Genomic DNA, 25,008 nt, shown 5'->3' with positions numbered 1-25,008 from the left:
GCTGGAGCCACGGCAGCACCCGGCCAGCCGCCGCGGCCGACGTGGATGGCGACGACGGCGACGGCAACGACGGCGACGACGGCGACGACGGCGACCGTGGCGCCTGTGACCTCGTGCAGCACCCGGTAGCGCCCCACACCGACGGGTAGACGGGCACATGAAACTCTTGGCGGACATGGTGACCTTGGTCGGGAACCCATCTGCCGGGAGCTTCCTCGCCCATACAGCCCCCACCCATCAACATGTCGACCACGCAACCAGGTTGAAAGAGCGCACTGCCCGGCGGGCGCCGGCCGGGTGAGTCCTGCTCCGACTCGAACGACCCTCCCGGACGGGTTGAGCGACGGAGTGCCATGATGGACGTCGTCGACGTCGGCGTCCTCGGGTACTGACCAATGCATTCCGCGCGTAGTGTCCGGGTCGTGATCATCTTCAATTGTGTGCTCATCGGACTGGGTTTTCTGTGCCTGCCTGTCGTCTGGTTCTGTCGGTCGCTTTTCCTCGGCTCAACGTCAGGTGTGCGCGAGTTCAGCGAGCTGGAAGACATGGGCATAGAGAGCCACGCGCGCCTGACGTACCTGGAGCCCTTCGGCACCCGCGGCTACGCCAGTGCCGTGTACGAGATCGAGGTGTCCGGCGGTGACAACGTCCGCAAGGAGACAGGTGTGACGGTCACGCCCGACCTGGTGATCGGCGGCAGCTATCCGATAGTTCGTCACCACCAGCTCCCGACCCGGTCGTTTGTGGGCACCATGGAGGAGGTTATCGACTGGCGCAAGACTCATCAGAAGGCTGCAGCGGTGGCCAAGCGCGTCGGCCGCATCGCAGCCGCACTCGCCGTCATGTCCCTCGTAAGTAGTCTGCTGATGATTGCCCTGATGTGACCCTGGTCGTGAGATGGCAGGCACGATCTGCTGCCGGCGCGCTCGTGCGCCCGGCCGGAGTACGCCATCGGGGCCCAACTGGAACCGGCGTACGACATCCACGGCGACAACTTCGACTGGTCCACCACCGCCGAGACCCTCACCTGAGGTTGATTCCTGGGGGTGGACACCGGGTTTCATGCGACGAGTGACAGCGTACGTGTCGTGATCAGTTGTTGTTCGAATTCGGCTGGTGTGAGGTAGCCGAGCGCGGAGTGGCGACGGCGCCGGTTGTAGTACGACAGCCAGCGGAACAGCTCGAGCCGGGCCTGTGCCTTCGAGGTCCAGCGACGTCCGTGGAGCCACTCGCGCTTGAGGCCCTGGAAGAACGACTCGGCGAGCGCGTTGTCGTAGCTCGAGCCGACCCGGCCCATGCTGCGGCGGATGCCGTGCCGGCGGCAGACGTCGGCGAAGGCGGCCGCGCTGTACTGGGCGCCCCTGTCCGTGTGGAAAACGACTCCGTGGACCCGGCCACCGCGGGCGGCCACGGCCATCTCGATCGCGTCGGTGACCAGCGAGGTTCGCATATGGTCCGCGATCGACCAGCCCACGACCTTCCTCGAGCAGATGTCGATCACCGTGGCGAGATAGAGCCAGGCCGTGCCGACGGGTATGTAGACACCTCAGGCACTCAACGTGTCAAGCAGCGGCGGCGAGTTGGGCCGAGAAGGCTGTGTGTTCGTCGAAGAGCTTGTGATGCTGGAGGCAGTGGTAGAGCTGGCCGATCATGCGGTTGAAGAGGTTGCGCTGGGCGGCGGCGTGCCAGTCTCCGTGGGCGTCGCGGCGTCGGCGGTAGTGGGTTTTGGCGCCCGGTGACGCGGTGATGGCGGCGAAGGCCCAGAGGTATCCGGCGTGGTTGAGGCGGTCGTTCTTGACCCATCTGCGGGTGATGCTGGACTTCTTCCCCGAGGCTCTGGTGATGGGCGAGGCGCCGGCGTATGCCTTCAGGCCGCGGGCGTCAGCGAACCGCTTGCGGTCGTCGCCGATCTCGGCGAGCACCCGGGCGCCGAGCTGGGTGCCGAGGCCGGGGAAGCTGATGATGATCTCAGCGTCGGGGTGCTGAGGGAACGTCTCCTCCACCGCCTTCGCGAGGTCGCCCGCGGCCGCGCAGGCGGCTTCCAGCTGGACCAAGAGGGCGAGCATCTGCCTGCCGAGCGCGTCCTCGACCAGTGGTGGCTGGTGGGCCCAGTCGGCGCGGAAGACTTCCCGGAGCCGCTCGGCCTCGGCGTCGATGCCGCGCTGGCGGCCGGCCCGCTTGAGTGCGGCCTGAAGCTGCGTGCGGGTCAGCCGTGCGGCCTTGGCCGGTGTCGGGGCGGCTTCGAGGAGCTCGTGGGCCTCGGGTCGGCAGAGGCCGTTGCGCCAAGGATCGAAGGCTGCGAGGGCGGAGGGGTAGTACTCGCGCAAGACGGATCGGAGCTGGTTGGAGATCTGCTGACGATTCCAGGTGGCGTCCTGCTGGGCTCGTGCGAGCACGGCGATGGCACGCCCCAGGTCGCTGTCCTGGGGCAGAGGCCGGTGGGCGTGCATGTCGGTGCGGAGGATGTTCGCCAGGACCAGGGCGTCGCCCTGGTCGGACTTTTTGCGCGAGACGGAATGCCGGTCGCGGTATCGGGCGGCGGCCATCGGGTTGATCGCGAAGATCTGCCTCCTGCCGGTCCTGAGCACGGCTACCAGTAGGCCGCGGGAGGTCTCGATCGCGACCGGGATCGGGGCCTCCTGACTGTCGCCGTACTCGGCGAGCAGGTCCAGCAGGATCCGGTAGCCGACGGTGTCGTCGGTGATGTGCCGTTTGGCCAGCAGCTGGCCGCTGTCGTCAACCAGGGCGACGTCGTGTGTCTTCTCCGCCCAGTCGATGCCGCAGTAGATCAAGGCCCCTCCGAGTGATCCTGTGTATTTGTGCTGGTCACGAGCTCATGCGGAACCACGCAGCGACCTAATCCCAGGACTCGGCCGGCTCGACCGGTCCGCCACCTCAGTAGCTGTTCGTGGCACCAGCTCACCCCACGGGCCTCGGTCTAAACGGGAGCTCTGGAAAGCTCGGGCTTCGCAAGAGGTCACCGTGAAGCGGGCTCGCACCACCAACACCAACGAGTGATCAAGAGTTGGGTGTTGACGCTCGCAGATACCGGACGTCGCCGCTCTACATATGGGCGCAAAGCCAGGTGATGTCTAGGCGTCCGTCCGGCACCCGCGGGCACCAACACCCTCAATTCAGTGCAGACATGCGCACCGATCTACGGAGAGGCTTCCTACAGCCCGGGAATCGAAAGATGTCGCAAGCCTGCACTCGAACAGGCCCGAGGAACTCGATCTCCTCCAGCACCGCCCTTAACAAGGGATTAGGTGATGTCGCCGCACCACCTGGTGTTCAGCGTGTCCGCGGTGAAGTCGCGCATCACCAGGTCCGGCACGGGCACCGCGGTCCTGTCCGCGATCGTGGTCCGCTTCCTCTTCCGCAGGTGCCGGCCGACGATGTGGTTGATCCGCATCAGCCGGGTGACCCGCTTGCGGTTGATCCTGCGCCCTCTCGCCCGCAGCTCGGCATGGACGCGCGGGGCACCATAGGCACCCAGGTGTTCGGCGTGGATGGCGCGGATCTCGCTGACGGTCCGAGCCTCCTCGGCCTGGCGCTCAGTGCGGACCTGCTCGGTGCCCAGGTGTCGGTAGTAGCCGGCGCGGGACGCCCCGAGCACCCGGCAGATCCGCTTGACGCCGAAGTCGGCGCGGTTGTCGGAGATGAAGGCCCAGCGGCGGGCGCTCACTTCACCTCCCGAGCGAAATAGGCGGCTGCCCGGCGCAGGATCTCGCGCTCCAGCCGCCACTCCTGCTCGGCCTTGAGCAGCCGGGCGTTCTCCGCCCGCAGCCGGACCAGCTCCTCGGCCGCGCTCCCGCTGCCGTCGCGGGCCTCAGGCACGGACTGGGCCTCGGCCTTGCGCACCCACGTCCGCAGCGACTCCGCGGTGATGCCGAGATCCGCGGCCACCGCCGCGTACGTCCGCCTCCCGGCCGTGGCGCGGTAGAGCGCGACCGCGTCCTTCCTGAACTCCTCCGGATACGGAGACTTACGTCCCACCTGGACATCCCTCCCTGGACCATCAAGATCCATTGTCAGGGTGTCCACTCCAAAGGATCAGCCTCACAGCCCACGCTCCACCCGGGTCCGCGTCCGCAGGTGATTTGGTCGTGTGCACGGGCCCGTATCGGTGGGTGCCGGGGAGCCTGGCCGGCTAGGAGGCAGAGGGCGTGGGATCTCTGCCTCAGCGGCGCGGGCGTTCGTGTCATGCCCGCCAGTGACCCTATCGATCGCTTCATCCAGACTTGCGGAGCCCTGCTGCCGTGGGCGTGTCGGCGTCCCGTTCTCTAAGCTTGACTCTGTCGGGGATCTTGGAGCCGCCGGGGTCAGCTGCCCAGGGTTCGCCAGGACTTCGGCCGGGGTATCTGGCGTTGGTCGAGGTAGTTCTGGAAGGCCGTCGGTTGTCGAGGCGGAGAGCCTGCCTCTGTCGACGGTAGTCCGCTGAGGCGCTCGATGTTGACGGCGATCGCCGTCAGGACGTGCTGGATGTGGGCCTTTCCCTGTCCTCGGTAGCGGCAGCGCCGCATGCCGTGCCCGTGGGCGAACTCGTTGACCGTGCCATCTCCCGATCCGAGCCGTACGCCTGCAGCAGGCCGCTGTCGAGCCGAACCACGTAGCGTCCGGACCGCCCGAAGGTAACCGCGTTCAGGCCGGACGTCACCCGGTCCGGAGATGCTCCGGTGACCGGACGGGTCGACACCACGAAGCTGACGGTCCGCGGGTGCAAACCGACCTGTCCCATGAGGGCCTCGATATCGTCCCTCAATCTCTTGGCCTGCAAGGGCGCGACCCCCGGACGGGATTGCTGCCACAGGGGCGTCACAACGTACAGGAGACCGGCGACCAGCAGCACGACCGTCAGACCTCCGAGGACCCAGTACCCCATCTCAAGGTTCTCGCCGGCGACGCACGCCCACTGCGCCTGCTTCGCCTGTCGCATCGCGTCTACCGCGCGATCATCGACCAGCACTTCGATGTCGTAGCGCAGGTCCAGGTCGGAAACGCGTGCCCGATAGGCCCGTTCGCAGGTGGACTGAGCGGTCAGCAGGTCGCGCCCGTGGCCGGGTAACAGGAGGTACAGCACGGTGAACAGCTGGGCACTGGTGACGAGGATGGAGAACACCAGCAGGGCGAAACGGGTCGACGTCCCGGAGACGACCGATTCCGGAGACCAGCTCCTGCGGCTCTCCACGGCACCCTCAGTCGGTGCCGGCATCGAGTGCCTCCACGACCGCGTCGGCGAGTTCTTCCACGCTCTCCTCCGACAGACCCGCCTCGCGCCCCGTGATCCGCACGATCCGGCGCACCTCGTCGGAACGCTCACGGACCCGGTCCCTCCACCGGTCGGCGCGGGCGTCCAGTGCTTCGGCCGTGAAGTAGCGGACGACCTCGTGGGCAACGGCCGCGACCACCGGTGCCAGCAGGGTCACGACGTCGCTCGGGCCGCCTGAACCCCAGCCGGCGACGCCGGCCAACCACTGGCGCTTGCGTCGAGGGCGCCGGGCGGCGGGCCGACCATGCTGACCGGGCCCACCCTGTTCGCCGGCTACCTCGGCCGCCCTGATGTGCGAGGGCAACAGCGAGAGCTGGTCGGGCCCGATCCGGGCCAGTACGTCCTGCGCCAGCCCGAGTGGGGCGAGAGGGGCGCAGACGTCCTTCTCGGAGCGCTGCGAGCGGTTCCTCACGGCGGCAAGGCCGGCTGCGAGGTCGAGGTGGGTGCTCAGCGCCTCATCCACGCGCCGGTCGGCCCTTCGCATTGCGGCGTCCACGGGATCGTCGGCTTCCACAGCGAGCCGTCCGTCGTCAGTCATCGTCGGCCTCCTTCTCCTCGTTCCTGACCTCTTCAAGCAGCTCGGCAAGCTTCTTGCGTGCCCGGCTCACGTTCTGGCGCACTGCCTCGACGCTCGTGCCCAACTCGGTCGCGATCTCCGAGTGGCTGAAGCCGTCGTAGTGGTAGCTCATGGCTCGGCGCTGGGCGTAGGGCAGCTTGGCGAAGCAAGCGCGTACGAACTCCGTCTGCTCGTCGACTTCCCATCGGGCGTCCGGTGAGAGCGGTCCGGGGGTGTCCGGCGGCTCACCCACGGGCAGCTCTCTGACTTGGACGCAGCGCAGGAACCTGAGATAGGCCACTCTCCGCATCCAGGCACGTCGGTTACTGATCGAGGGCCACTTACGGGCCGCCTCGATGAACGCCTCCTGCACCGCGTCGGTCGCTTCCTGGACCGTCGCGCCGTACCTCATGACGAATCGCACGAGCGGCCTGAACTCGTTGGTGTAGAAGTCGTCGAACCCTTCCAGACCATCATCCGCACCGGGAACATCCATGCAGCCCCTCCCTTCATCTGCATCGTCCTGTGATGTAGTGCGTTGTTGGGGAGGGGTCGTGACATCCCCAGGAAGAAAAATCACCGATGCCGTGGCGCCGTGGGGGCCGTTGGGGCCGTGGGGCCAGCCGTGCGAACCGGGCCCTGCCCGACCATGTCCCGCCGGGGTGCCACAGTCAGGCCGGCTGGTTCGTCAGCGGATGGTCCCCGTCGGTGGCCGCGGTCTCGGCGCCCTGGATGCCCTGACGCCCGCACCCAGGCCCTGCGCGAGCACGCACGGCGCGATGAACGCCGCCCGCCTGTGGCCGCGCCAGGCGGCCCGAGAGGTCGGTGGCCCCGGCCGTCCGCCCCGCGCTGAAGTAGCACCTGGTGCATGGGTACGAGGTCGCCGCCCGCGATGGCTCCCCGCTGCACATCGTCTACATCCGGCACGCCCCCGGCACCTGGTCCGGCGGCGACGACGTGATCGACATCTACGAGGTCCCGACCGCGGTTGAGCGATGGTCTTCCGTGCCGCCCCGGCCCCTGCCGCCCACCGGCCGGGGCCGGGGCGGTCGCGGTGGTCCCTCACCACCGCGAGCACGAGAGGAGCTGGACGTCATGGCCAAGGACTACTTCGAGGTGGACGTCCCCATACGGAACACCGAGTGCCTGCGCGGCGTGCACGTCTTCACCGGCCAGGCCGACAGCGGCACCGCCGCCATCAAGGCCGCCCACGAGGTCTACGACGCCGCCCGCGCCGCAGCGGCGGCCGGACGCGAAATCCCCCACGGGCGCCCGGACGGCTGGGGCGCCTGCGGATACCGGCCCGGCTGGGAGCTCGACTGGCCCGCCGCGAAGGCCGGCCTCTGGAACAGCCCGTACAGCTGGCTCACACGCAAGCCCTTCGAGCTGTAACTCTGCCCCGGGACAGACGCACATCGGCGTCCAAACCAGTCCGCCTGCCCCGGGCCTTCCCTCCCGTACAAGACGAGACGGAGACCCAAGTATGTCCTCCCACCGCGACGTCGACCACGCACTCGCCTACCCCGAACCGCCGGCCTCCCCGCTCTGGCACCGCCACGGCCCCAAGGCCCGGCCGATCACCGCCGGACAGCAGCAACGCAACTGCGAGCTGCTGCTCCGCGCGCAGTACACCCCCCGCCCCCGCACCCCGCACACCACCAAGGCCCGGACGGAGGCCCGATGATGGCCGGTCCCCAGACCCACCTCGCCATAGACGGCTACGTCGACGCCATCCCGGCGCCGGGCACCAGCTGGGGCACCGCCGTCTTCGACCTCATCCACTCCCCCGCCGACGCGGACCAGCTCGACCCCGACGCCCCGGACACCGTGTACGCCTGCACCACCGCCGACCCGCGCCTCACCGACGTGCTGCTGCGCGAGATCAAGCCCGGCGACTTCCTCCGCGTCACCGGCACCCTCCACCAGCCCACCACCGAGGGCACCCCGGCCCAACTCACCGTCGACGCCCTGGAGGTGTTGAACGCCGCGCCGGCCCCCGTGCTGTACGACCTCGTCCTCGAGCGCTGGGGCAACTACGCGACCGTCTTCAACGCCGATCGCGACAGCGTCCCGGTGTTCACCGTGACCGGGAAGTGGATCGCCGAGGCCCCACCCCCGACGCCATCCTCGACCTGATCGACGCCTTCGAGAACGGTCCCACGCGATGACGGCCACGCTGCCCGTCCAGCGCACCGTCCTGGAGCGGTTCCCCGCGGGCCGCCCCCGCGGCTCCTGGCCCGCCGACGAGTACGCCGCCGCCCAGCGCGCCCAGGGCAGCGGCGCTCGCGTCGTCATGGACCTCGCCGGCGACGAGTTCCTCGTCGTCACCGACACCACCCGCTAGCCGAGAGGCGAACATGCCCGAGACCAAGCCCGAGTCCGTCCAGTACACCGCCGACGTGGTCGCCCTGACCCGTAGCGGCCACGTCCTGCTGATCGAGCGGGGCCGACCGCCCTTCGAAGGCGCCTGGGCGCTGCCCGGCGGCTATGTCGACCCCGGGGAAGCGCCGTTCGTGGCTGCGACCCGCGAGCTCGCCGAGGAGACCGGCCTCGACGTTCCCGCTGGCACCCTGCACCAGATCGGCGTCTGGGACCAGCCCGACCGGGATCCGCGCGGCGCCTTCGTCACCTTCGCCTATATGGCCATCGTCCCCGACGGCACAACGGTCACCGCCGGGGACGACGCCCGCGATGCCCGCTGGTGGCCGCTGACGGACCTGCCGGAGCTGGCGTTCGACCACGCCGACATCATCCGTGCGGCCACGGCCCCCAACTCCTGACCACACCACCGGAGCGCTGTCCCGGCCTTCCCGGCCGGGGCGGCGCACCGTCGTCCTGCTCTCACCCGCGACCTGGAGGCACCATGCGCCCGATCCGTCTCATCTCGTTCGGCTGCCTGCACCTGCCCACCGGCCCGGACGGCCTCCCCGTCCCGCCCGCCGCCGACCGGATCGAGGACGTCCGCGACCGGCTCCGCGACCCCGCCGCCTGCGACATCCTCGACCTGGACGGTCTCAACCCCCGCGTCCAGGACGTCGTCCTGAACACCCCCGGCGCCCGCGAGCTCCTCGCGAACCTCGCCGAGTACGCCGACCTGCCCGCCGGCCCCAGCCGCATCGCGATCGGTTGTGCAGGAGGTAGGGACAGGGCATCTGGTCTCACCGAACTACTTGGCCACGAACTTCGCCGCCGCGGCCGCGAGGTCGTCATCGAGCACCTCCACGTCCGCCTTCCGCGCGTCCTCAAGAGGCCCAGCGCCCCGGCCTCCCAGCCCGAGCAGGAGGCGGCCCGATGATCCGGCGCTTCCGCCGCTGCGCCACCACGCCCAGAGCCACCCTCGCCCCCGCAGACCAGGCCGTCATCGACGCGTTCCGCGCGATGCTCGCCGCCCTGCGCACCCCCGACTCCTGGACCCCCGGCTGCGCCCAGGACATTGCCCTCCGGGTCGGCGCTTACATCGAACGTGCGCACATCCGGCCGGGCGACAACCACGGACCCGACGTGATCGCCGTCGCCCTGGTCCACCCCGACAGCCCGCACACGCCCTACGACCGCCAGTACAACACCGGCTGGAGGCGCTGCGAGACCACCTCGATCCTCGGCCTTTGGCAGCCGGCCTTCGCCGCGCTTTCCCACGCTGCCTCGGGCCTCGTACTTCCCGACGATGTCGGCATGCTCCCGGCTCACTACGGCGTCGACGTCGAAGCACGACAGTCCGACGGGTCCGGCTTCACCGTGCTCCGCCTCGGTCCATACAGCGAGACCCGTCTCGCCTCCCGCGACGCGGACCGCCTCACCACCGCTCTGGAGGGCCGGGCGGCCACGGTCGTCCCGGGGTTCACGGTCACCGCGGCCAGTGCGCGGTTCGATTTCGACGATCTTGAGAACTACAGCGACCCGTACCGAAACGACGTTGCCGTGCTCCTGGCTGCCGCTCTCGACGGAGCCGCCACAGCCTGACGGCCAAAGGGCCGCTCACGCAGAGCGGCGGATCTGCTGAGGAGGAAAACGGTCATGAACGTCATGTACTTCAACGGGCCTGTGCAGAACGGGCCCTTCACCCTCGTCGAACGGCCGGGCAAGGCGGCCGGTATCCGTGCGGCCGAAGCACTCAACACCCTCCTTGGCGCCGGGCCGGTCCCGCATCTGTGGAACACCGTCACTTTGGCCGGGGACCTGCGCCATCGTGACGCCCCCGACCGGGACATCATCGGTCGGCAGGAGCGGGAGGAACGGGCGATCGTCGCCAAGTACGCGCCTGGCGCGCCCCCGGCCGGTGGCACTGTCACCGACACCACTCCCGCTGTGGCCGCCTTGGCGCTGCAGATCATCGAACGCCTATTGCTGGAGGGCGACTTGGCGGTCGTTCCCACAGCTGTCCATCTCTGCGTCCGATGCGGTCACATGACCGGCGCCGTCGCGCACCTTTGCCGGGCGTGCGGGCACCAGGGCTCCCGGCCTCGCACCCGGCGGCTGCTGGTGTGGGACCGGCCCCCGGGCGCACCGGTTCTCTCACGTGATGACTTCCATGCCCATCGGGCTCGGCCGCCCGGGCATCTGCTGACCATCGCCGGGAACGTTCCTCGGCGCCTGATCCTGTCCCGCACCCGCGACCACGGCATCAGCCTGGCGCCGCTGGGGCTCGACGGTCTGGTCCTGGACCCGCGGGCCGGAGTGCATATCACCGTGCTCGCCGCTGCTGCCCGGTTCGATGCCGGGCAGCCGGTGATGACGGTCACCGAGAACGCGGCGGCGAACGTCGTCGCCTACGGGGCTCTGTTCCGGCGACACGACGGCACAAGGCTGCGGTACGGCCTGCACGGGCGCATCCCCTACGACGACCCTGTGGGGCTGCAGCGCTGGTGCGAGGTGCACCGAGTCAGCCCGGCGCTGCGGGACCTGTTCCTCACCTGGTTCCTGCCCCTGTGCGCACTGCACTTCCGGTCGGGCATCACGGTGGCACAGCTCCCGGGCCTTCTGAAATTTCTGCGCCGTGCCCACCTTGCCCGGTCGGACACTCCCGGGAGTGATGTCCTCGCCGAACTGCGGCAGTGCGTCGCGGCGGGTGATATGCGCTGGGTCATGGACATCGGGACCCTGTCGCGGGCCATCCCCGAAGATCCGGTCATCGACGGCTTCGTACAGGAGCCGGAAGGAGCGAGCTGATGGACGAGAACGACTGGCGGTTCGTGAAGAAGCGGACCGCCACCGACGGCGCGGTGTACGTCTGCGGCGACGGAACGCGCTACCGGCGTACCGGCGGAGCCGAGCTCAGGGAGGAGGCGGCGTTCCAGCGCCGGATCGCCGGCCTGGACTACCCGGTCCCGCGGATCCTGGAGGAGGGCGTCACCGGCGACGGCCGGTACTACGTCGTGGAGGAGTCGCTGGGCGACCGGACACTGCACGACCTGGCGTCGGCATCCCTGAACGGCGCTCGCGCCCTGGACGACAACGTCGTCGACACCGCCGGGCAGGTCGGCGCTCGCCTGCTGCGCGCGCAGGCGGCCCACCTTGTCGCGCCCGAGCCCGGAGCCCTGCGGCAGTGGCTGGCCAGTGCCGGGTTCACCCGGAACGTCTTCCAGGAGAATCCCGACCTGGACAACCCCCGCACGCAGGCCGTGCTCGATCGCGTACTGGATCGGCTGGGCACGGTTGCGATGGTGTGGGGCCACCTCGACTACGGGCTGCCGAACGTTCTGCCGGCCGGGGTGATCGACTGGCAGCACCACGGCCTGGTGCCCCTGGGCTATGACGTCCTGCCCGCCCTGGAAATCATCGCTTTCAAGGGCGGCAGCAAGGGCTACACCGCCAACCCCGCCCAGCGGCGCCGCTACCTCGCCGTGCTGGACGAAGCGAGCCTGGACACGACCGGGCAGCCGGTCAGTCAGAACCTGGGCGCCTACCTGCTCGTCAAGGCCCTGTTCTTCCTCGCCCTGATGCGGCCCGCCGACCTCTCACGCACGGACAAGCACCTGAAGTGGCAGTACCGCCGTCACCTCGTCACGAAGGGACTCGAGCAGTATGAGCGCACCGGGACAGTCGATACCGCCCTCTTCCCCGACCTCGAAGAGTTCGCCACTCGGCACGGCGCTGGCGACCATCCGTGACCGCGACTACCTCCTGGACCGCAACGGAGTGATCTTCAAGGTCATCGGCGACGTTCATCCCGGCACGCACTTCCTGGGATACGTCAAGTACTACCCGGACGCCCGGGGCGATCGCCTGCTGTTCGGCCGGACCTACCGACAGAACAGCGTCCTTGACGGCCTTCGCTCCTATGTCGCCCACCTCAACCCCTACCCCCCGAGTCTCGTCCACTCCCCCGCCATCGGCTTCACGTCGGAGAACGAGGAGCAGGCGATCTCCGTGCAGGTCGCCATGCAGTGGAACACCTGGTCACCGGGAGAGTTCCGCTCCTTCGCGAACAGCACCCGCACCCATGAAGGCGGCACCTACGAACACGGCTTCCGCACCGCGCTCACCTCGTCAACGAGCACGCGCGCCGTCAACGGCATATATCCGCAGAGGACGAGGACCTCACAGCCGAGGCCGTACACGAGGGCCTGACCGCGGTCATCTCCGTAAAACTCGCCCACCCCTTCTCGGATCCGGTGCTCGGCCAACGCCCAGTCCGCCTCAGTGACGAGCGGTTCGAAGCGTTCGCGGAGGCGGGTCAGCGACAGGTCGTAGGCGAGCGTGGAACCGGTGAACCAGACCGGGTGGCTGCCTCCGTCCGCGCGGCCCCCGAGCAGTGCGACCGCGTACCCGAGCAGGGCGCCCTCCTCGTCGCGGCGTTCGCGCACGCGCAGGCCCGCGTCGCGGAGCCGGTCGAGGAAGTCGGCATCATCCCGGGCGAGCGCGGCCGCGGTGTGGACGGTGCGCTGCAGGGACTCCCGGGCGGTCTCGGCGAGGCCGCGGCGGGCGGCTTTCTCGGCCTCGTCGGCGCAGGTACGGCCTGCCCGTCCCCTCGATCCGGACGTACAGCTCACCGATCTTGTGAACACCATCATCCGATCGAGGGGATCTTGGTCTTCCGATGCGGTGCCCGTGGCGGCGATCGACCAAGATCGTCGCATGAGCCGCCCCATGACACGACGTCACATTCTCGGAGCCGCAACGGCGGCCGGCGCCACCGCCCTCCTTGGCAGCGGGACCGCAGCATCCGCCGCCCGAGCCGCATCGGGCTCCGCACCCGTACCGTCGCGGGCCACCGCGGCTGATGTCGCCCCCGAGGAGAGGACGTTTCTGGAGGGCCTGAAGCAGGTCGCGGACCCGCAGTGCGACGAGGCCGTGAGCGAGGCCTTCGATCGGGGACAGGGAGCGGCCGTCAACGAGGCGCTCAAGGGGTGGAAGACCAACGGCCAGGCGATCCCCGGCGGTCTGCCTGCGAAGCTGCGCGACTTCCTGGAGACGACCCGTCGACTGCCGTCCTGGGTGGACCCGGAGGCGCTGGCCGCCGGTCACCGTTTCGGGATGGCGCACGCGCAGCAGATCTCCTTCGCCGCGGTGCTGGACGTGACGCCGGAGAGGATGCGCTTCCCCGCCGCGGCAGCGGCCATCATCGGCATCGAGGGCCCGCACGACAACAAGCAGGGCTTCGCCAAGGCGCTGCGCGCGGTGGGCGACATCCTGCACAAGACCCCCTACGGGCCCGAGGGCGCGGCCTTCGTCACCCCGGCGCGGGTACGGATGGCACACTCCGCGGTGCGCTATCTGTTGCACACCGAAGGGCACTGGGACGCCGCCAAGTGGGGCCTGCCCATCAACCAGCTGGACCTGCTCGCCGAGGGAAGCCTGTTCACCTGCTACCTGATCGACCACCTGGACAAGCTGGGCGTCCACCCCAGTGAGGAGGAGGCGGAGGCCTACTTCCACGAGTGCCGCGCCGGCGGTTACCTGATGGGGATCAGGGCGGACGGTATGCCCCCGACGCTGGCCGCGGCGCGCAAGCGCGCGGCGGCCGTCGATGCCGTCCACGCGCGGGTGACGCCGCAGTCCGCGAAGTACGTGAAGGCCACCATCGAGTACTTCTCCTCGCTGGCCGGCCCGAAGGAGATCACCGTCCCGCCCGCGACCGCGCTGGTGCGGTACATGATCGGCGACGTGGACGCCGACGCGTTCGACCTCGCCCGCTCCACGTGGGACGCGGTCGTGCCGACTGCCGTTCACGGCTTCTTCACCGGCACCCAGGCGGGCGGCCTGCCGACCCCGTCCGCGACCATGACCCGCCTGGCGGTACAGATGGTGGAGCGTGCGATGAACGACGGCAAGAGGGCGGAACTGACGATGCCCCTGCACCTATACGGGCACCGGTAGAGCGGGGTTGCTCACGACAGGCGTCCCCTTCGCCCCTGCTGTCTTCGCCCTGGCCCTGGCCTCCGCCCGGGCCCTGGGTGGGGACGGCGGCTCGCGGGAGCGGTCCCGCGCTCTCTGGGAAGGCATCCTTCCCTGGCACGAGAAGTCGGGATCCGTCTGGCCGGCCAGCAGGGAGGGCGGTCCGGCGCCGCCGTGAGCACCCACAGCCGCCGGGTGACCGGGCTCGGAGCCGTCCCGATGCCGAATGCCGGCCCGCCCGTGGGTAGCCGGGCTCCGGCCGTCCGCAGGCCACCGCAGCCCTACCAGTCGGCAGAGAGGTCTTGTCCCTGACCTGCCGGGCAGCTGGCGGGGTGCGGGCGCAGTGGTGCGAGGGGTTCGGTGAGGCTGAGCCGGCCGGAGGTGGAGCCGTCGGGGACGTGACCGTCACCGAAGTAGCGTGTGGTGAGGTAGTGGTACGCCTGGGTGCCGCCGATGAGGTGGTCCACCGCCCCGAAGCCGGCGGCGACATCGGGGCGGGCGCCGAGGGGTCCCTGCAGGGTGCGGGCTTTGGGGTAGGCCTAGACCTTGATCAGCTCGGTGGTGTTGCCGCCGCACGCATCCTGCTGGAGAAAGCCCCGGTGCTCGTTGGCCAGGCATTCGGTCCTGCCCTTGAACGGCTGGGAGATCTCGGTGAATCCCTCGCTGTCGGGCTCGTTGATGCGCCAAGCCTTGCGGGCGAAGATGTCCGCGCAGGCCTTGGAGGTAACCCAGGTGGGTTCATGGGGCCTGGGCGCGGAGACGCCGAGGCACTTACCGGACGAGGCGCTGCGGAAGGTCGTCACGGTGAGGGTGGTGGTCACGTTCCACACGGTTGACGTCGAACAGTCGTTGACGAGCGCGATCATGTACTCCGATCCCTTTGCGATTTCCTTCGCGCACTGACCGCCCACCTGGATCCGGTACTTCCCGTTGGGAGTCGCGGCCGATGCCGGTGAGGCGGCGAGACCGACGGCGACAGCGGCGGCAAGCAGACCGCCCAGCACGTGACGACTACGCATGAAATCTCCCTCTGAGAACGGGCCTTGTGACGTCGTCCGGTGACGAGGCGGTCCGTTTTTTGCATGATCACATAAGACCGATGGAGCCCGGCTGCGGGAGGCCGACTTTGTCCGGTTCCAAGCGTGCCGCGAACGCTTCCCGCCTGCAGGGCTCCGATTCCATGTAATGCGTGGCCGCGAAGGGCCCAGCCGACGGCACAGGCTGTGAGTCGGCCGCGACCGGATCGCTAGGAGATCATGTTGATCTTCTTCGTCTCGTACGCTTCGGCGGTCGCGCCGGTGGCCCTGGCCAGCTCGGCGAACGTCGTGGCCGAGGTTTCGTCGAAGAACGCCAGCGTGAACGAGGAGTCGGAGCGTCCCAGCAGGTTGTCGATCTCCGCGGGGCTGTACTGGTCACCGACCCTCTCCTCGAGGACGGCCCGCAGCAGGTCCTGGTCCCCGCCGGAGACGTCGACGTTCCACAGGTAGGAGATGGGCCTGCCCGAGGAGGTCAGGGTGCCGTTCATCTGGTCGCTGCCGAGCCCGTTGTCGAAGTAGCCCATGATGGTTGCCTTTCGGTCGATGTAACAGGGGTATGCAAGCCGTAGCCACGGACCGGCCGACGATGCACCGATGGCGTCGCGCGTCGGTGGGCCGCACGCTGTTGCGAGCGTTCAACCCACCCTGACGCCGCCTGGTTACGGCCGTACGCCCGGTGACCGGCCCTTCCTGCAGGGGACGACACGGGCCGAGGCCCGTGAACGGTCCGGGTACGCCAAACTCCCCGCCTCGGAGCAGGACCGGCCCCTCTGCGACGCCGCCTGCGCCCCTTCGTGCCGGCTACTCGGTCGGGTGTGGCCCGCAGTCCATCCACACCCGCAGCGGCTGGTGACCTCTCCTGACGAACCGGCCGCTCCGATGTCCGGCGGGGTGACCGGCGCAGCGTGTTCTCGTTGACCACTGCATGATCAAGAAGACCACGCAAGCCGCCCTCATCGTGGGCTCCGTCCTGCTCTCCGGTGGCCTGGCGCACGCCGACGGCGACACCTTCGACGAGACCACCATGCGGCACCACGTAACCGCTCTCACGACGGACATCGAGCAGCAGAACCCTCACAGCGCACGGCTCCCGGCAATCACCGACACGTTGGACGCGCCCCGGCCGGGCGAGGACATCCCCGTGGAGGTCGACTTCACCGCCAACGAGGACAGCAAGACTGCCCAGCTGGACGTGAGGGCGAGCAACGGCTGAACCGGCGCCCGCGGGCCGCGGCCTGAGTTCCGCCCCGACCAGTCCGTCGCGGCCGGCCGCCTCTGTGCACCACGAGGGTCGATGTGCGGGACCGCATGACCGGCGTTGCGTCGTCTCGGCAGGTACCACGCCGCCGAGGTCCGCAGTGCGCTGATGCCATTCGCCGCGATCCGCGTCTTCGTTGGCGTGACGGAGGTGGTGGCGACTCGTCGTCGGCCGCAGGCAGGGTGGCTTTCCGGGCACTGTCGAGGTTCTCCGCCCACACTTCCCGGCCGGACCGGTGGGTCCCGGCCAGGGAGCGTTCGGCCGGGGAGGATGCGCGAGCGTGGGTGTCAGAAATCCCTCGTTCTATGCGTGCTCACCTTGTGGTGGCGCCAGGCGGCCTGGAAGAGATCGACTGCGGTCTGCGCCGATGGCACGTCGCCGTAGGTAACGACGGCATGTTGTCCTTCCGGTCCAGGAGGTGGAAGGCCATCGCCCTGCCGGAACCCTGACCGGGATCAGCTCTGGGGCGCGGTCAGAGCCTGGCGTCCTTGTCCGCCGTCTCGACCCGGGCACCCGCCGTCTCGAACAGGCCGGCGGCGCGCTCGGCGGTCTGACGGCTCGCGTAGGCGACCGTGAACGTCTCGTCCTGGCGGTCCAGCAGATTGGCGCGCTCGTGGTCGGAGTACTCGGGGTTCCGCTCGGAGATGAGGGTGTCGAGGACGTCCTTGTCGCCCCCGGTGACGGTGACGTAGAACGTCTTGCCCTCGTCCTCCTGAGCCTGCTTCTCCTTCGCGGAGAGTTGGTAGTTGTAGGGGCGGTTGCCGGTGATGTTGCTGGTCGCGTCGTGGCCGGGCACTGGCTTCTCCTGAGGTGGATCGATCGGGTGTGCCGGGCGCCGCGCGGTGGGTTTCGGTCATGGCGCTGCGCCGCAGGTCCACGGCCGGAACGGCACCACAAGATCGTGCCATGACTCAACGTGAAGGAGAGGGCACTCTTCGCCTTCGCGTCGATGGCCACTCCTTCGAGTGATCAAGGGTCTGACGCCCGGCGCGCGATCACGGCCGACCGATCCGCCGACAGGGCGCCGTAGGCGTCAACTCGACTCTTCTGAGGTCCCGTTCATGCCTGGCGGTGCGGCCGCAGCCCGGGGCCGGGGCCGGGGCCGGGGCCGGGGCCGGGGCCGGGGCCGGCTGGGATGATCAAGCCACGGTCTGCCACCCCGCCACGGGCCGGGCCGGGCCGCCGGCGCACCGACACAGCCGGCGGCGACCTTCCGCTGCCAGATCGCCACCTTGCGTAGTGCCATCATCGGCAGGCGGCCGGCACCCTGCCGGGCGCGTGAGGAGGATCGCCATGACCGATAAGGACCTCTACTCCGACGAGGCCGAACTCGTCGTCAACACCGTCGCCGGTGACCAGGACGCCCGCGACGGATCGCGGGGAGAAGAAGCGACCGAAGGACAGGCGCAGGCCCGCAACCTGATGCAACAGGGCCAGTCCTGACCCACACCGTCCGGTCCCCCGCGTTGCCCCTGGCCACCCGAAGATGGGGAGTGCCGGCCGCGGTCGTTCCTCGGGGGGCAATGTCGGGAGCCGGTCACCGGCCCGATACGAGGCCGGTGATGAACTTGCGGCAGCGACCCTGGTGGACGGGCTTGATGCCGTGGATGAGCTGGGCCCCGTAGACGGTGGCGGTGCCCGTATCGGCGGGCAGGACCCTGGGAGTGCCGGTGACGGTGTGGATCCAGGACGTGTCCTGCTCGCCGCGGGAGATCTTGTCGTGGGGTGCGATGAGGGTGAACCGCATGCCCGGCTCGTAGCCGGCGTCCTGGCCGGCATCGAGTCGTGTGTCCCAGACTCCGCCGCCGGGGCCGGTCTCGATGAAGAACTCGCCTCCAGTGGTGGCGTCCTCGATGGTCACTCCGATCCGGGCGACGTGCCGCGGGTGGGCGAGCGGGTCCGGGCCGATGCCGTCGAGATGACGGACGGCGCCCTCGCCGGGCCCGAACTCGATGAACTGCCACGGCGACGCCCCCACGGCCGAGGGGAACATCCGGCGGATCTCCGGCAGATGCCGCGCGACCGCGGAATCGAGTATCTCGTGCGCGCGTGCGGGCAGGTCGTCGAGTTCCTCGCCCACATAGGCGGGACGCCAGCCCGTCACGGCGAGATGATCGTCAAGGAGCGCGGTCAGACCGGTGATCTCTTTCGGGTCCAGGAATGCGGGCACGGTGCGGACGGCGAGCGTCTCGGTCAGGGTGATCACGGTCATCCCTTCAGGTCGGCAACGGAGCGACCGGCCGCATGTGGCGGGCAGGCTCCTTCATCCTCGAACAGTGGCCGACAGCGCGGCGGGGCGCGGTGGCGGCGCACGGGGGCACATGTGCGGCGGTACCGAGTGTTTCGTGGCCCGTCTAGTCTCGGCGTTCTTCCCGCCGCGCCAACCTGCGAGGTTTCCCCTGTGAGTGAGCTCGACGACTACGCCGCGAAGATGGCGGCCCGCTTCCACACCTTCGACCAGGACGGTGACGGACACATTACCCGCGCCGACGTCCGACTCATGGCGCAGCGGGTCGCCCTCGCCTTCGATGTCGCCGACGGCACGAGCCAGGCCGTCGCTCTGCGGGAGGCGGGCGACCGGTACTGGGAGGGCATGGCCGGCCTCGCCGACAGGGACCTCGACGGCCGCATCACCCGCGGAGAGTTCGTCGGCGCCGCATTGGCCGGCCTGCACCAGGACCCGGAAGCGTTCACCCGGATCGCCCTGCCCTGGCACCGGGCGGTGTTCACGGCCGCCGACCACGACGGCGACGGCCGCGTCACCGTCAACGCCGTCGACCGCATGCTGGTCGCGCTCGGCGCCCAACCCGAACAGGCCCGCCGCGTCGCCGCCGAACACCGCACCGACCCCACCGGACTGATCACCGAGGACGAGATCCTCACCGCCGTCACCGCCTACTACACCACCGGCGAACCCCAGCAGGCTTTCGCCGTCCCGGCCTGAACCAACGCACCTGCCCGCGCCAGGGTCCGTTCCGGCTGCACTGGTCGCCCACGCCGGCCGTTCCCCACTCCCGGCCCGACGGACGGGAGTGACGCTGAACCCCTGCACGGCGGCGCAGTGGGCTCTTGGGGGTCACGATCCGAAGAGGCGCAGAACCCTTGGGGCGTCGGGCAGGTTCTCAGGAGCTGGGGCCGTACCCACGAGGGGCATCAGGTGGTCATTGCCGCAGGCACCGGGCTGCTGGTGGTCGACCTCCCAGTCCCGGTCGGCGCCCAAGGCGGTCGAGCTGGTGGCGTAGAGAGGTTGGCGGCAGGAGCGGCACCAGTAGAACAACCGCTCGCTCACCTCGCCTCCCAGACGGCTTCGGGGACACAACGAGCGTGTTCGCCCATCGGGGTTCCGTACGTCGAACAGGCGGTGACCGACGGCCTGCAGAGCATCGACGACAGGAAGCGGAATCTTTCATTCACGTCCGCTGAAACGATCCGGCGCCACTCCACGTCACCCTCACGCCCGCTCCGCGAGGATCCGGTCGGCCGCCAGATGAGGACACGACCCGGTATGCCACGTCACCGACAAACGGCCTCCGACCATGGACAACGTGCGCGCCGCGCCGTCCTCCTCGGTGGCCCGACAGAATCCGCAGGGCATCGACCGTACGAGAGCGTCCACCATGAGTCTGTGCTTCCCACCGGTCGGCATCCGAATCTAGGCCACTGAAGCAGACGGGACGCCATCTGGTGGTCGACACGCCACATTTCACATCCAGGGCCACGACTTCCGCGACCGGATCCCCGGTGGGGAACCTGAGGCCTTGCTCCGCGCCGCCCGTGGCACCTTGGTGGGGGCGGGGCGGCCGTCGATCTTGGAGGTGAGCAGGTCCCCTGCTGCGTCACGACGGACGCCCCGGCTGTTCCGGCGGGTACCCCGAGCGGCCCAACACACCCGGGCCGGACCGTTTCGCGCCACCCCGAGCCCCATCACGTTCCGGAAGCCGGTGTTCGGCTACCAGCGATACCAGCGTCCGCTACCGCCCTTCGGACGGGCGACGAAACCGACCAGCCACAACACCAGAACAGCGATCGCGACCCACCAGAGGATCTTCACCGCGAAACCGGCACCGAAGAGGATCAGAGCGAGCAGAAGAACAAGAAGCAGGGGAACCATGGTTATCAACCTCCGAGGCATCGTGTGCCCGGCCCCTCCCCCACCACGCACACGACTTTTACGTGTTTCTCATCCGAACGCTCGGGCAGGAGAGCCCGCCTCGGAGTCGACCACCGGGCCCCACCGGAAGCCGGATCCCACTGGAGGGGTTTGCGGTCGGGGATCGCGAGCAGGCGGGTCGTCACGACCAATCCGGTACTACACGAGGAGGTCCCGATGTCGGGCACGGAGAAGACCAAGGCGCACGTCGAGCAGGCCAAGAACAAAACCAGGGAAGCCATGGGCCGCATGGCCGGCAACGAGCGGATGACCGCCGAAGGCCACGCCGAGCAGGCCAAGGGCCACGCCCGCCAGGCCAAGGAAGACGTCAAGGACACCTTCCGCCACTGAGACCCGCGCACGGCCCACAGCCGTCGCACCCCGCCGGGCCCCGACCACCTCCCCCCCCCAGGTCGGGGCCCGGGTGCATGCCCGGACTCTGACGCCTCGATACGGCCGGGAAGGCCGTGCCGCCGTCCGCGAAGGGTTCCGCGCCGTTCCCGTTCTGACCGAGCGGACACCCTCGACGGCTCCGGGCGGAGCCGAGAAGATGCTCGCGCAGGAGCTGAAGCTCGACGAGTTCGCACCGGGCTCGGGCGGGCGGAATCCCGATGGCCCGCCCCCATATCGGCATATAGGAGAATGCCTCGGTGATCGAAGACGCGGCCTTGGTCACCAAGACCACCCACGAAGGCATAACCGTCGTGCACCTGCGAGGTCACTTCGACCAGGACGGCGCACCCGCACTCGCCCATGCGCTCACCGAGGCCGTCTCGGACGGGGCCGCCCGCACGGTCGTGGATCTCTCGGAGACCGTCTTCGCGGACTCCTCCGTCCTGCACGCCCTCCTCGGCCCCCGCCAGGCCCACATGACGGCCGGAATCGCGCTGATCATCGCCGGCCCGCTGCACGTCGCGGTGCACCGCCTGTTCGAGGTCACCGGCACCCGATCCGCATTCCGCATCACGGACAGCGTGAAGACCGCGATGGCATGCTGACCGCCGCGCTCCGTCCTCGAACCGAGGGCGCGCACCGGCATGCCGTCCCCGATCACGGGCAGGCGATGACGAGATGAGCCCGCCGACGAGCCCCGACACCGGCGCACCCCGGCCCCCGGACGACGGCGACCACGGCGCGGGCCCGCTGCCGGCCACGGCCGCGGCAGCCCGACACCACGTCACCGAGCTCCTGGACGGCGCGGGCATCGACCTCACCGCCCGCGCCATCACCGACGCGCTCTTGGTCGTCTCCGAGCTGGTGACCAACGCAATTCGCCACGGCGGCGGCCTCACCACCTTCCACACCGCCGTCATCGACGGCGTGCTCCGCCTTTCCGTCGGGGACGCCAACCCCCACCCTCCCGCACACCGCACACCGCACGAGCAGCATCGAACAGCCCGGTGGCTTCGGATGGCCCCTCGTCCACAACCTCTCCACACACACCCACATCGACAGTCACCCGCACGGCAAGACCATCATGATCGCCCTGCGACTGACCTGACCCGCACATGGGCTCTCCCCCGGTCAGACCACAGAGGGTAAAGAGTTCGCGTCGGCGCCGCTCCGCCACGGTGGACCCCACCCTCGCGGCCCCATTCCGTTCAGTGTGCGAACGCTCGCCCGGCTGCCTGGCCGCGGGACTGGCCGGCGGGGTCACAGGCCGCAGCACGACCGCGTGGTGCCCCCTGCCCGCAGCCCCGTTCGTTCCGCTCCGGCGTCAGGCCGAGGTGGGTCGTGGTCCCGGTGACGTCCAAAAGCCGGGCCACGGCGGGCCGGAACGGGCCGCTGAGGAGGAACCCGGCCCCGGCGCGGGCCGCCTCCGCCTTCGCCCACAACAAGGCACCCAGGCCCGCACAGTCACAGAACCAGACCCCACCGATGTCGACGCGCAGCACAGCCGGGCAGGCGGTGAGGGATGCGCGGACCGCTTCGCGGACAGCCGGAGCGGTCGCCACGTCGAGTTCCCCGGTGAGACGGACCAGGCCGTCGCCGGCGGGGAGCAGCGTGCGAGCGTCCCGCCGGGGAGGGGTCGCACCGGGCTGCCTCAGGGCCGCCGGTTCACGGCTGTCGGACTGCCGCAGGTGCGCCGGCGTGTGGCTTCTCACCTCGGCCCTCATCAGGCCGCCGCCGATGGGTTCGCCGAGCCGGAAGTGCGGCGGTACTCGGCGTTGATGCGCTGCGCTTCCTGCAACTGGTCCTCCAGGACCACGATCCGGCAGGCCGCCTCAACCGGGGTGCCCTGGTCGACGAGCTCACGGGCCCGGGCCGCGATCCGCAGCTGGTAGCGGGAGTAGCGCCGGTGTCCGCCCGCGGAGCGGAGCGGGGTGATCAGGCGAGCCTCGCCGATCGCGCGCAGGAAGCCCTGGGTGGTGCCGAGCAGTTCGGCGGCCCGGCCCATCGTGTAGGCGGGGAGATCATCGTCGTCCAGGTGACCGCCGAGCGGGCCGGTCGGGGATTCTGCTGCCATCGACACCTCTTCGTGTTCGCGGAAAACGCGTGGAGGGGCCCTGGTGCGTACGTGCACCAGGGCCCCGAAGGAACTGCTTCACCATCTGCCGGCCCTGATACTGCGCCGGCCTACTTGTTTCCGCCTACCCGACCTGAGCTCTGCGTCGGGGGTGCGGGGATCGCGGTTGCTCGACCGGAGACCACCTCACTCACGATGTCCTGCGGTACCCGAACTCGCGTGGCGTCCGGGCGATCCTGATGGCGCCCCAATCCCTCCGTTCATCCCTCGGATGATCAACCACCAACTACATACCACTGGGAACTGCTGATACCGCGAACTGCGGTTACCGCCTGTACTGCTCGCGGCCTGACTCAGCGCCACGTTTCCGGCAGCCAGCCCCGTCGCCCATCCTGCGTCCGCTCTGGCTTGGAACCCCACTGCCGAACCTCCCGATGCGCGCGCCCGCAGCCGACGCCTTCACCGAGGTACCACTCCACTCGACTTCGCTGCTGAATCTGCCTTACTGCGAACTGCTCGTGGCCTGACCGAGCGCCACGCTTTCGGCAGCCAGCCCCGTCGCCCATCCTGCGTCCGCTCTGGCTTGGAACCCCACTGCCGAACCTCCCGGTGCGGACGCCTGCCTTCGACGCCTGACCGAGGTACTGCCTACTGCGAACTGCTGGTACTGCGTGTGGTGGCCCCTGATGACTGCGGGCCACCCGGTCCGGTGACCAGTCCCGTCGCCGACCTGCTACCGCTCTGGCTTCGACACTCCACCACCGCACCGCACTGCCGAACTGCAACAACCTGTACCGCTGCCCGGCAGTTCGTCTCTGCCGGGCCCTTCTTGACTGGGCTACGAGAGAAACCATAACCACACCACCACCCAATGTCTACTACGGCCGTCACAGATTTTTGGATGGTCGGCGAAGAGGTAATCGGTGGCGGCGGAGCATGCCGGCGCCAGTGGCGGGCGCAGGGCGGCCGACGGCCGGTTCGGGAGGGGAGGAGTGCAGGTGAGGACGGGTTCGGCTCACGGGGTGAAGCGGTTACGGTCGGTGGGAAGACGGCTACCACGGGGGAACGATGACCGATCACGACCAGCCCGCACAGCGGCCCTCACCGGCAGCCGTGCCCGCGGCCCCGCCCGCCGTGGTGGTGGTCAGCGTCTCCGGGGAGCTCGACATGGACACCGACCGCACCGCCGCCCTGGACGCGGCACCGCAGCACGCGATCACCGACCCCGGCAGCCCTCCGGAGATCACCGTCGACGTCACCGGGCTCGGGTTCTGCGACTCCGCCGGCCTCGACGTCCTGCTCCGCGCCCAGCTCACCGCCCTCTCCCACGGCCGCACCCTGCGCCTCCACGGGCCGAACCCACAGCTCCTCAACCTCCTGCACCGCACCGGCGCCCTCACCCTCTTCGACCACGCACCCCCGCCCCCGACAGTTGCCTGACCCGCACCGGGCGGGCGGCTGCCCAGGGCACGGAAGCCCCGCGTACGAGCAGGGCCGGCGGCCGAGAGACCCGAGCCCCGGCCCCGGGAGGCCGGCCCCCCGAGCCGCTACCCGCACTCCGTACGGCCGCAGGCCGTCCGGCGACGGGGCGTCGACACCGAGCGGCGGACGCTGCTGCGGTAGGCAGGGCCCGCCCGCAAAGCAGACAGCCGACGCCCTGGAGCGGTGGTCGCGCCGGTAGCCGTGCCGAGCGCCCCGGCGGCCGCGGGCGGGCCCGTCGTACAGGCCGACCTCCCCCGGCCCACCCAACCAGCCCGCAGTCGGCGGACGGCCGGGGCGCCGGGGCGCTCGCGGACACCGCGGACAGAGGGAAGGTCCTTTGCGGCTGTCCGGGTTCAGCCCCGGGGTGATCCTGCTCCGGGTGGGGTGACGCCCGGCCGTGAGGTTCGTTGATCGTTTCTGCGCGGCGGCCGCATCCTGTCGGGCCCGGCCGTGGC

33 protein-coding genes and 3 pseudogenes are annotated in these 25,008 nt (G+C 69.6%); 19 read left to right on the top strand and 17 right to left on the bottom strand.

Going from position 1 to position 25,008, the window contains the following annotated elements; genetic code table 11:
- The first annotated feature begins 422 nt into the window (after window positions 1-422).
- Entirely contained in the window at window positions 423-884 is a 462-nt protein-coding gene (locus tag ACZ58N_RS27805; RefSeq protein ID WP_471165116.1) for a hypothetical protein, read from the top strand.
- Between the two features lie 27 nt (window positions 885-911).
- Window positions 912-1,028, top strand: a pseudogene (locus ACZ58N_RS27800) (phosphatase); the annotation flags it as partial.
- A gap of 32 nt (window positions 1,029-1,060) precedes the next feature.
- Here ACZ58N_RS27800 and ACZ58N_RS27795 read toward each other — a convergent pair.
- The 7 genes and pseudogenes from ACZ58N_RS27795 to ACZ58N_RS27765 all read right to left on the bottom strand — a co-directional run.
- Window positions 1,061-1,540 (bottom strand): annotated as a pseudogene (locus tag ACZ58N_RS27795) (IS3 family transposase); the annotation flags it as partial.
- A 22-nt stretch (window positions 1,541-1,562) separates the two neighbouring features.
- On the bottom strand, window positions 1,563-2,792 hold the full coding sequence (locus tag ACZ58N_RS27790; protein ID WP_471165113.1) for an IS110 family RNA-guided transposase: 1,230 nt from the start codon (window positions 2,790-2,792) through the stop codon (window positions 1,563-1,565).
- A 473-nt stretch (window positions 2,793-3,265) separates the two neighbouring features.
- Window positions 3,266-3,996: pseudogene (locus ACZ58N_RS27785) on the bottom strand (IS3 family transposase); the annotation flags it as partial.
- Window positions 3,997-4,322: 326 nt separating this feature from the next.
- Window positions 4,323-4,523 carry a transposase gene (locus ACZ58N_RS27780; RefSeq protein WP_471165110.1) on the bottom strand — a complete coding sequence of 67 codons (201 nt, stop codon included), beginning with the start codon at window positions 4,521-4,523 and terminating at the stop codon, window positions 4,323-4,325.
- Complete coding sequence (locus ACZ58N_RS27775) at window positions 4,469-5,188, bottom strand: hypothetical protein (protein ID WP_471165108.1); 720 nt, start codon at window positions 5,186-5,188, stop codon at window positions 4,469-4,471. Before ACZ58N_RS27775 ends, ACZ58N_RS27780 begins: the two co-directional genes overlap by 55 nt.
- A gap of 7 nt (window positions 5,189-5,195) precedes the next feature.
- Window positions 5,196-5,807 carry a hypothetical protein gene (locus tag ACZ58N_RS27770; protein ID WP_471165105.1) on the bottom strand — a complete coding sequence of 204 codons (612 nt, stop codon included), beginning with the start codon at window positions 5,805-5,807 and terminating at the stop codon, window positions 5,196-5,198.
- Window positions 5,800-6,321 (bottom strand): RNA polymerase sigma factor, encoded by a 522-nt coding sequence (locus ACZ58N_RS27765; RefSeq protein ID WP_471165103.1) that lies wholly within the window; start codon window positions 6,319-6,321, stop codon window positions 5,800-5,802. Before ACZ58N_RS27765 ends, ACZ58N_RS27770 begins: the two co-directional genes overlap by 8 nt.
- Window positions 6,322-6,689: 368 nt before the next feature.
- Here ACZ58N_RS27765 and ACZ58N_RS27760 point away from each other — a divergent pair, with 368 nt between their 5' ends.
- The 10 genes from ACZ58N_RS27760 (at window position 6,690) to ACZ58N_RS27715 (ending at window position 12,392) form a co-directional block, all read left to right on the top strand.
- Window positions 6,690-7,217: a hypothetical protein gene (locus ACZ58N_RS27760; protein ID WP_471165100.1), complete on the top strand. Its 528-nt coding sequence runs from the start codon at window positions 6,690-6,692 to the stop codon at window positions 7,215-7,217.
- Window positions 7,218-7,308: 91 nt separating this feature from the next.
- Window positions 7,309-7,509 carry a hypothetical protein gene (locus ACZ58N_RS27755; RefSeq protein ID WP_471165098.1) on the top strand — a complete coding sequence of 67 codons (201 nt, stop codon included), beginning with the start codon at window positions 7,309-7,311 and terminating at the stop codon, window positions 7,507-7,509.
- A complete protein-coding gene (locus tag ACZ58N_RS27750) occupies window positions 7,506-7,961 on the top strand; it encodes a hypothetical protein (protein WP_471165095.1) in 456 nt (151 codons plus the stop codon). The genes ACZ58N_RS27755 and ACZ58N_RS27750 overlap by 4 nt, the downstream gene beginning before the upstream one ends.
- A gap of 28 nt (window positions 7,962-7,989) precedes the next feature.
- Window positions 7,990-8,169, top strand: coding sequence for a hypothetical protein (locus tag ACZ58N_RS27745; protein ID WP_471165092.1), 180 nt, complete (start codon window positions 7,990-7,992; stop codon window positions 8,167-8,169).
- A gap of 13 nt (window positions 8,170-8,182) precedes the next feature.
- A complete protein-coding gene (locus ACZ58N_RS27740) occupies window positions 8,183-8,605 on the top strand; it encodes an NUDIX domain-containing protein (protein ID WP_471165089.1) in 423 nt (140 codons plus the stop codon).
- Between the two features lie 83 nt (window positions 8,606-8,688).
- Window positions 8,689-9,120, top strand: coding sequence for a RapZ C-terminal domain-containing protein (locus ACZ58N_RS27735; RefSeq protein WP_471165087.1), 432 nt, complete (start codon window positions 8,689-8,691; stop codon window positions 9,118-9,120).
- Window positions 9,117-9,785 (top strand): hypothetical protein, encoded by a 669-nt coding sequence (locus tag ACZ58N_RS27730; RefSeq protein WP_471165084.1) that lies wholly within the window; start codon window positions 9,117-9,119, stop codon window positions 9,783-9,785. Before ACZ58N_RS27735 ends, ACZ58N_RS27730 begins: the two co-directional genes overlap by 4 nt.
- A gap of 54 nt (window positions 9,786-9,839) precedes the next feature.
- Window positions 9,840-10,991 carry a hypothetical protein gene (locus tag ACZ58N_RS27725; RefSeq protein ID WP_471165083.1) on the top strand — a complete coding sequence of 384 codons (1,152 nt, stop codon included), beginning with the start codon at window positions 9,840-9,842 and terminating at the stop codon, window positions 10,989-10,991.
- Window positions 10,991-11,932 (top strand): phosphotransferase, encoded by a 942-nt coding sequence (locus tag ACZ58N_RS27720; protein ID WP_471165080.1) that lies wholly within the window; start codon window positions 10,991-10,993, stop codon window positions 11,930-11,932. Before ACZ58N_RS27725 ends, ACZ58N_RS27720 begins: the two co-directional genes overlap by 1 nt.
- Window positions 11,847-12,392 (top strand): hypothetical protein, encoded by a 546-nt coding sequence (locus ACZ58N_RS27715; protein WP_471165077.1) that lies wholly within the window; start codon window positions 11,847-11,849, stop codon window positions 12,390-12,392. Before ACZ58N_RS27720 ends, ACZ58N_RS27715 begins: the two co-directional genes overlap by 86 nt.
- On the opposite strand, the gene ACZ58N_RS27710 is transcribed toward ACZ58N_RS27715, so the two are convergent.
- Window positions 12,278-12,814, bottom strand: coding sequence for a hypothetical protein (locus tag ACZ58N_RS27710; protein WP_471165075.1), 537 nt, complete (start codon window positions 12,812-12,814; stop codon window positions 12,278-12,280). The two genes, ACZ58N_RS27715 and ACZ58N_RS27710, sit on opposite strands and share 115 nt — an antisense overlap.
- 97 nt (window positions 12,815-12,911) lie before the next feature.
- Here ACZ58N_RS27710 and ACZ58N_RS27705 point away from each other — a divergent pair, with 97 nt between their 5' ends.
- A complete protein-coding gene (locus tag ACZ58N_RS27705; protein ID WP_471165073.1) occupies window positions 12,912-14,141 on the top strand; it encodes an oxygenase MpaB family protein in 1,230 nt (409 codons plus the stop codon).
- 299 nt (window positions 14,142-14,440) lie between these two features.
- On the opposite strand, the gene ACZ58N_RS27700 is transcribed toward ACZ58N_RS27705, so the two are convergent.
- The 3 genes from ACZ58N_RS27700 to ACZ58N_RS27690 form a co-directional block, all read right to left on the bottom strand.
- Window positions 14,441-14,626: a hypothetical protein gene (locus ACZ58N_RS27700; protein ID WP_471165070.1), complete on the bottom strand. Its 186-nt coding sequence runs from the start codon at window positions 14,624-14,626 to the stop codon at window positions 14,441-14,443.
- A gap of 72 nt (window positions 14,627-14,698) precedes the next feature.
- The gene (locus tag ACZ58N_RS27695) at window positions 14,699-15,178 is read right to left on the bottom strand and encodes a hypothetical protein (protein WP_471165067.1); all 480 of its coding nucleotides are present in this window, start codon (window positions 15,176-15,178) and stop codon (window positions 14,699-14,701) included.
- Between the two features lie 227 nt (window positions 15,179-15,405).
- Window positions 15,406-15,720: a hypothetical protein gene (locus ACZ58N_RS27690; RefSeq protein ID WP_471165065.1), complete on the bottom strand. Its 315-nt coding sequence runs from the start codon at window positions 15,718-15,720 to the stop codon at window positions 15,406-15,408.
- Window positions 15,721-16,121: 401 nt separating this feature from the next.
- Between ACZ58N_RS27690 and ACZ58N_RS27685 the strand changes: the two genes are divergently transcribed.
- A complete protein-coding gene (locus ACZ58N_RS27685; protein ID WP_471165062.1) occupies window positions 16,122-16,409 on the top strand; it encodes a hypothetical protein in 288 nt (95 codons plus the stop codon).
- A gap of 517 nt (window positions 16,410-16,926) precedes the next feature.
- Here ACZ58N_RS27685 and ACZ58N_RS27680 read toward each other — a convergent pair.
- The gene (locus ACZ58N_RS27680) at window positions 16,927-17,250 is read right to left on the bottom strand and encodes a hypothetical protein (protein ID WP_471165061.1); all 324 of its coding nucleotides are present in this window, start codon (window positions 17,248-17,250) and stop codon (window positions 16,927-16,929) included.
- A 497-nt stretch (window positions 17,251-17,747) separates the two neighbouring features.
- Between ACZ58N_RS27680 and ACZ58N_RS27675 the strand changes: the two genes are divergently transcribed.
- Complete coding sequence (locus tag ACZ58N_RS27675; protein ID WP_471165059.1) at window positions 17,748-17,897, top strand: hypothetical protein; 150 nt, start codon at window positions 17,748-17,750, stop codon at window positions 17,895-17,897.
- Between the two features lie 94 nt (window positions 17,898-17,991).
- Here the strand turns inward: ACZ58N_RS27675 and ACZ58N_RS27670 are convergent, their stop codons facing one another.
- A complete protein-coding gene (locus ACZ58N_RS27670; RefSeq protein WP_471165057.1) occupies window positions 17,992-18,660 on the bottom strand; it encodes a hypothetical protein in 669 nt (222 codons plus the stop codon).
- Between the two features lie 195 nt (window positions 18,661-18,855).
- Between ACZ58N_RS27670 and ACZ58N_RS27665 the strand changes: the two genes are divergently transcribed.
- A complete protein-coding gene (locus ACZ58N_RS27665) occupies window positions 18,856-19,398 on the top strand; it encodes an EF-hand domain-containing protein (RefSeq protein WP_471165054.1) in 543 nt (180 codons plus the stop codon).
- Window positions 19,399-19,530: 132 nt separating this feature from the next.
- On the opposite strand, the gene ACZ58N_RS27660 is transcribed toward ACZ58N_RS27665, so the two are convergent.
- Complete coding sequence (locus tag ACZ58N_RS27660) at window positions 19,531-19,743, bottom strand: hypothetical protein (RefSeq protein WP_471165052.1); 213 nt, start codon at window positions 19,741-19,743, stop codon at window positions 19,531-19,533.
- Between the two features lie 660 nt (window positions 19,744-20,403).
- Complete coding sequence (locus tag ACZ58N_RS27655; protein ID WP_053676175.1) at window positions 20,404-20,565, bottom strand: hypothetical protein; 162 nt, start codon at window positions 20,563-20,565, stop codon at window positions 20,404-20,406.
- A gap of 216 nt (window positions 20,566-20,781) precedes the next feature.
- Here ACZ58N_RS27655 and ACZ58N_RS27650 point away from each other — a divergent pair, with 216 nt between their 5' ends.
- Together ACZ58N_RS27650 and ACZ58N_RS27645 are read left to right on the top strand one after the other, a co-directional pair.
- A complete protein-coding gene (locus ACZ58N_RS27650) occupies window positions 20,782-20,955 on the top strand; it encodes a CsbD family protein (RefSeq protein ID WP_471165049.1) in 174 nt (57 codons plus the stop codon).
- Between the two features lie 299 nt (window positions 20,956-21,254).
- Window positions 21,255-21,602 carry an STAS domain-containing protein gene (locus tag ACZ58N_RS27645; RefSeq protein ID WP_471165047.1) on the top strand — a complete coding sequence of 116 codons (348 nt, stop codon included), beginning with the start codon at window positions 21,255-21,257 and terminating at the stop codon, window positions 21,600-21,602.
- 603 nt (window positions 21,603-22,205) lie between these two features.
- Here ACZ58N_RS27645 and ACZ58N_RS27640 read toward each other — a convergent pair.
- Window positions 22,206-22,709, bottom strand: coding sequence for an STAS domain-containing protein (locus tag ACZ58N_RS27640; RefSeq protein ID WP_471165045.1), 504 nt, complete (start codon window positions 22,707-22,709; stop codon window positions 22,206-22,208).
- A gap of 11 nt (window positions 22,710-22,720) precedes the next feature.
- Window positions 22,721-23,071, bottom strand: a complete 351-nt coding sequence (locus ACZ58N_RS27635) for a helix-turn-helix domain-containing protein (RefSeq protein ID WP_471165042.1) — start codon at window positions 23,069-23,071, stop codon at window positions 22,721-22,723.
- 1,068 nt (window positions 23,072-24,139) lie between these two features.
- Between ACZ58N_RS27635 and ACZ58N_RS27630 the strand changes: the two genes are divergently transcribed.
- Window positions 24,140-24,511, top strand: a complete 372-nt coding sequence (locus tag ACZ58N_RS27630; RefSeq protein ID WP_471165039.1) for an STAS domain-containing protein — start codon at window positions 24,140-24,142, stop codon at window positions 24,509-24,511.
- Window positions 24,512-25,008 lie beyond the last annotated feature (497 nt).

It is taken from the genome of Streptomyces sp. NPDC040432, from assembly GCF_055595445.1.
Note: the sequence above shows the minus strand (reverse complement) of the source record. Positions and strands in the feature narration are given on the sequence as shown.

Coding starts and splice junctions, on each gene's coding strand:
- ACZ58N_RS27780 (WP_471165110.1), bottom strand. CDS start 4,523: ATGCGGCGCTGCCGCTACCGAGGACAGGGAAAGGCCCACATCCAGCAC.
- ACZ58N_RS27770 (WP_471165105.1), bottom strand. CDS start 5,807: ATGACTGACGACGGACGGCTCGCTGTGGAAGCCGACGATCCCGTGGAC.
- ACZ58N_RS27765 (WP_471165103.1), bottom strand. CDS start 6,321: ATGGATGTTCCCGGTGCGGATGATGGTCTGGAAGGGTTCGACGACTTC.
- ACZ58N_RS27755 (WP_471165098.1), top strand. CDS start 7,309: ATGTCCTCCCACCGCGACGTCGACCACGCACTCGCCTACCCCGAACCG.
- ACZ58N_RS27750 (WP_471165095.1), top strand. CDS start 7,506: ATGATGGCCGGTCCCCAGACCCACCTCGCCATAGACGGCTACGTCGAC.
- ACZ58N_RS27745 (WP_471165092.1), top strand. CDS start 7,990: ATGACGGCCACGCTGCCCGTCCAGCGCACCGTCCTGGAGCGGTTCCCC.
- ACZ58N_RS27740 (WP_471165089.1), top strand. CDS start 8,183: ATGCCCGAGACCAAGCCCGAGTCCGTCCAGTACACCGCCGACGTGGTC.
- ACZ58N_RS27735 (WP_471165087.1), top strand. CDS start 8,689: ATGCGCCCGATCCGTCTCATCTCGTTCGGCTGCCTGCACCTGCCCACC.
- ACZ58N_RS27730 (WP_471165084.1), top strand. CDS start 9,117: ATGATCCGGCGCTTCCGCCGCTGCGCCACCACGCCCAGAGCCACCCTC.
- ACZ58N_RS27725 (WP_471165083.1), top strand. CDS start 9,840: ATGAACGTCATGTACTTCAACGGGCCTGTGCAGAACGGGCCCTTCACC.
- ACZ58N_RS27720 (WP_471165080.1), top strand. CDS start 10,991: ATGGACGAGAACGACTGGCGGTTCGTGAAGAAGCGGACCGCCACCGAC.
- ACZ58N_RS27715 (WP_471165077.1), top strand. CDS start 11,847: ATGAGCGCACCGGGACAGTCGATACCGCCCTCTTCCCCGACCTCGAAG.
- ACZ58N_RS27705 (WP_471165073.1), top strand. CDS start 12,912: ATGACACGACGTCACATTCTCGGAGCCGCAACGGCGGCCGGCGCCACC.
- ACZ58N_RS27695 (WP_471165067.1), bottom strand. CDS start 15,178: ATGCGTAGTCGTCACGTGCTGGGCGGTCTGCTTGCCGCCGCTGTCGCC.
- ACZ58N_RS27690 (WP_471165065.1), bottom strand. CDS start 15,720: ATGGGCTACTTCGACAACGGGCTCGGCAGCGACCAGATGAACGGCACC.
- ACZ58N_RS27685 (WP_471165062.1), top strand. CDS start 16,122: ATGATCAAGAAGACCACGCAAGCCGCCCTCATCGTGGGCTCCGTCCTG.
- ACZ58N_RS27675 (WP_471165059.1), top strand. CDS start 17,748: ATGACCGATAAGGACCTCTACTCCGACGAGGCCGAACTCGTCGTCAAC.
- ACZ58N_RS27655 (WP_053676175.1), bottom strand. CDS start 20,565: ATGGTTCCCCTGCTTCTTGTTCTTCTGCTCGCTCTGATCCTCTTCGGT.
- ACZ58N_RS27650 (WP_471165049.1), top strand. CDS start 20,782: ATGTCGGGCACGGAGAAGACCAAGGCGCACGTCGAGCAGGCCAAGAAC.
- ACZ58N_RS27635 (WP_471165042.1), bottom strand. CDS start 23,071: ATGGCAGCAGAATCCCCGACCGGCCCGCTCGGCGGTCACCTGGACGAC.
- ACZ58N_RS27630 (WP_471165039.1), top strand. CDS start 24,140: ATGACCGATCACGACCAGCCCGCACAGCGGCCCTCACCGGCAGCCGTG.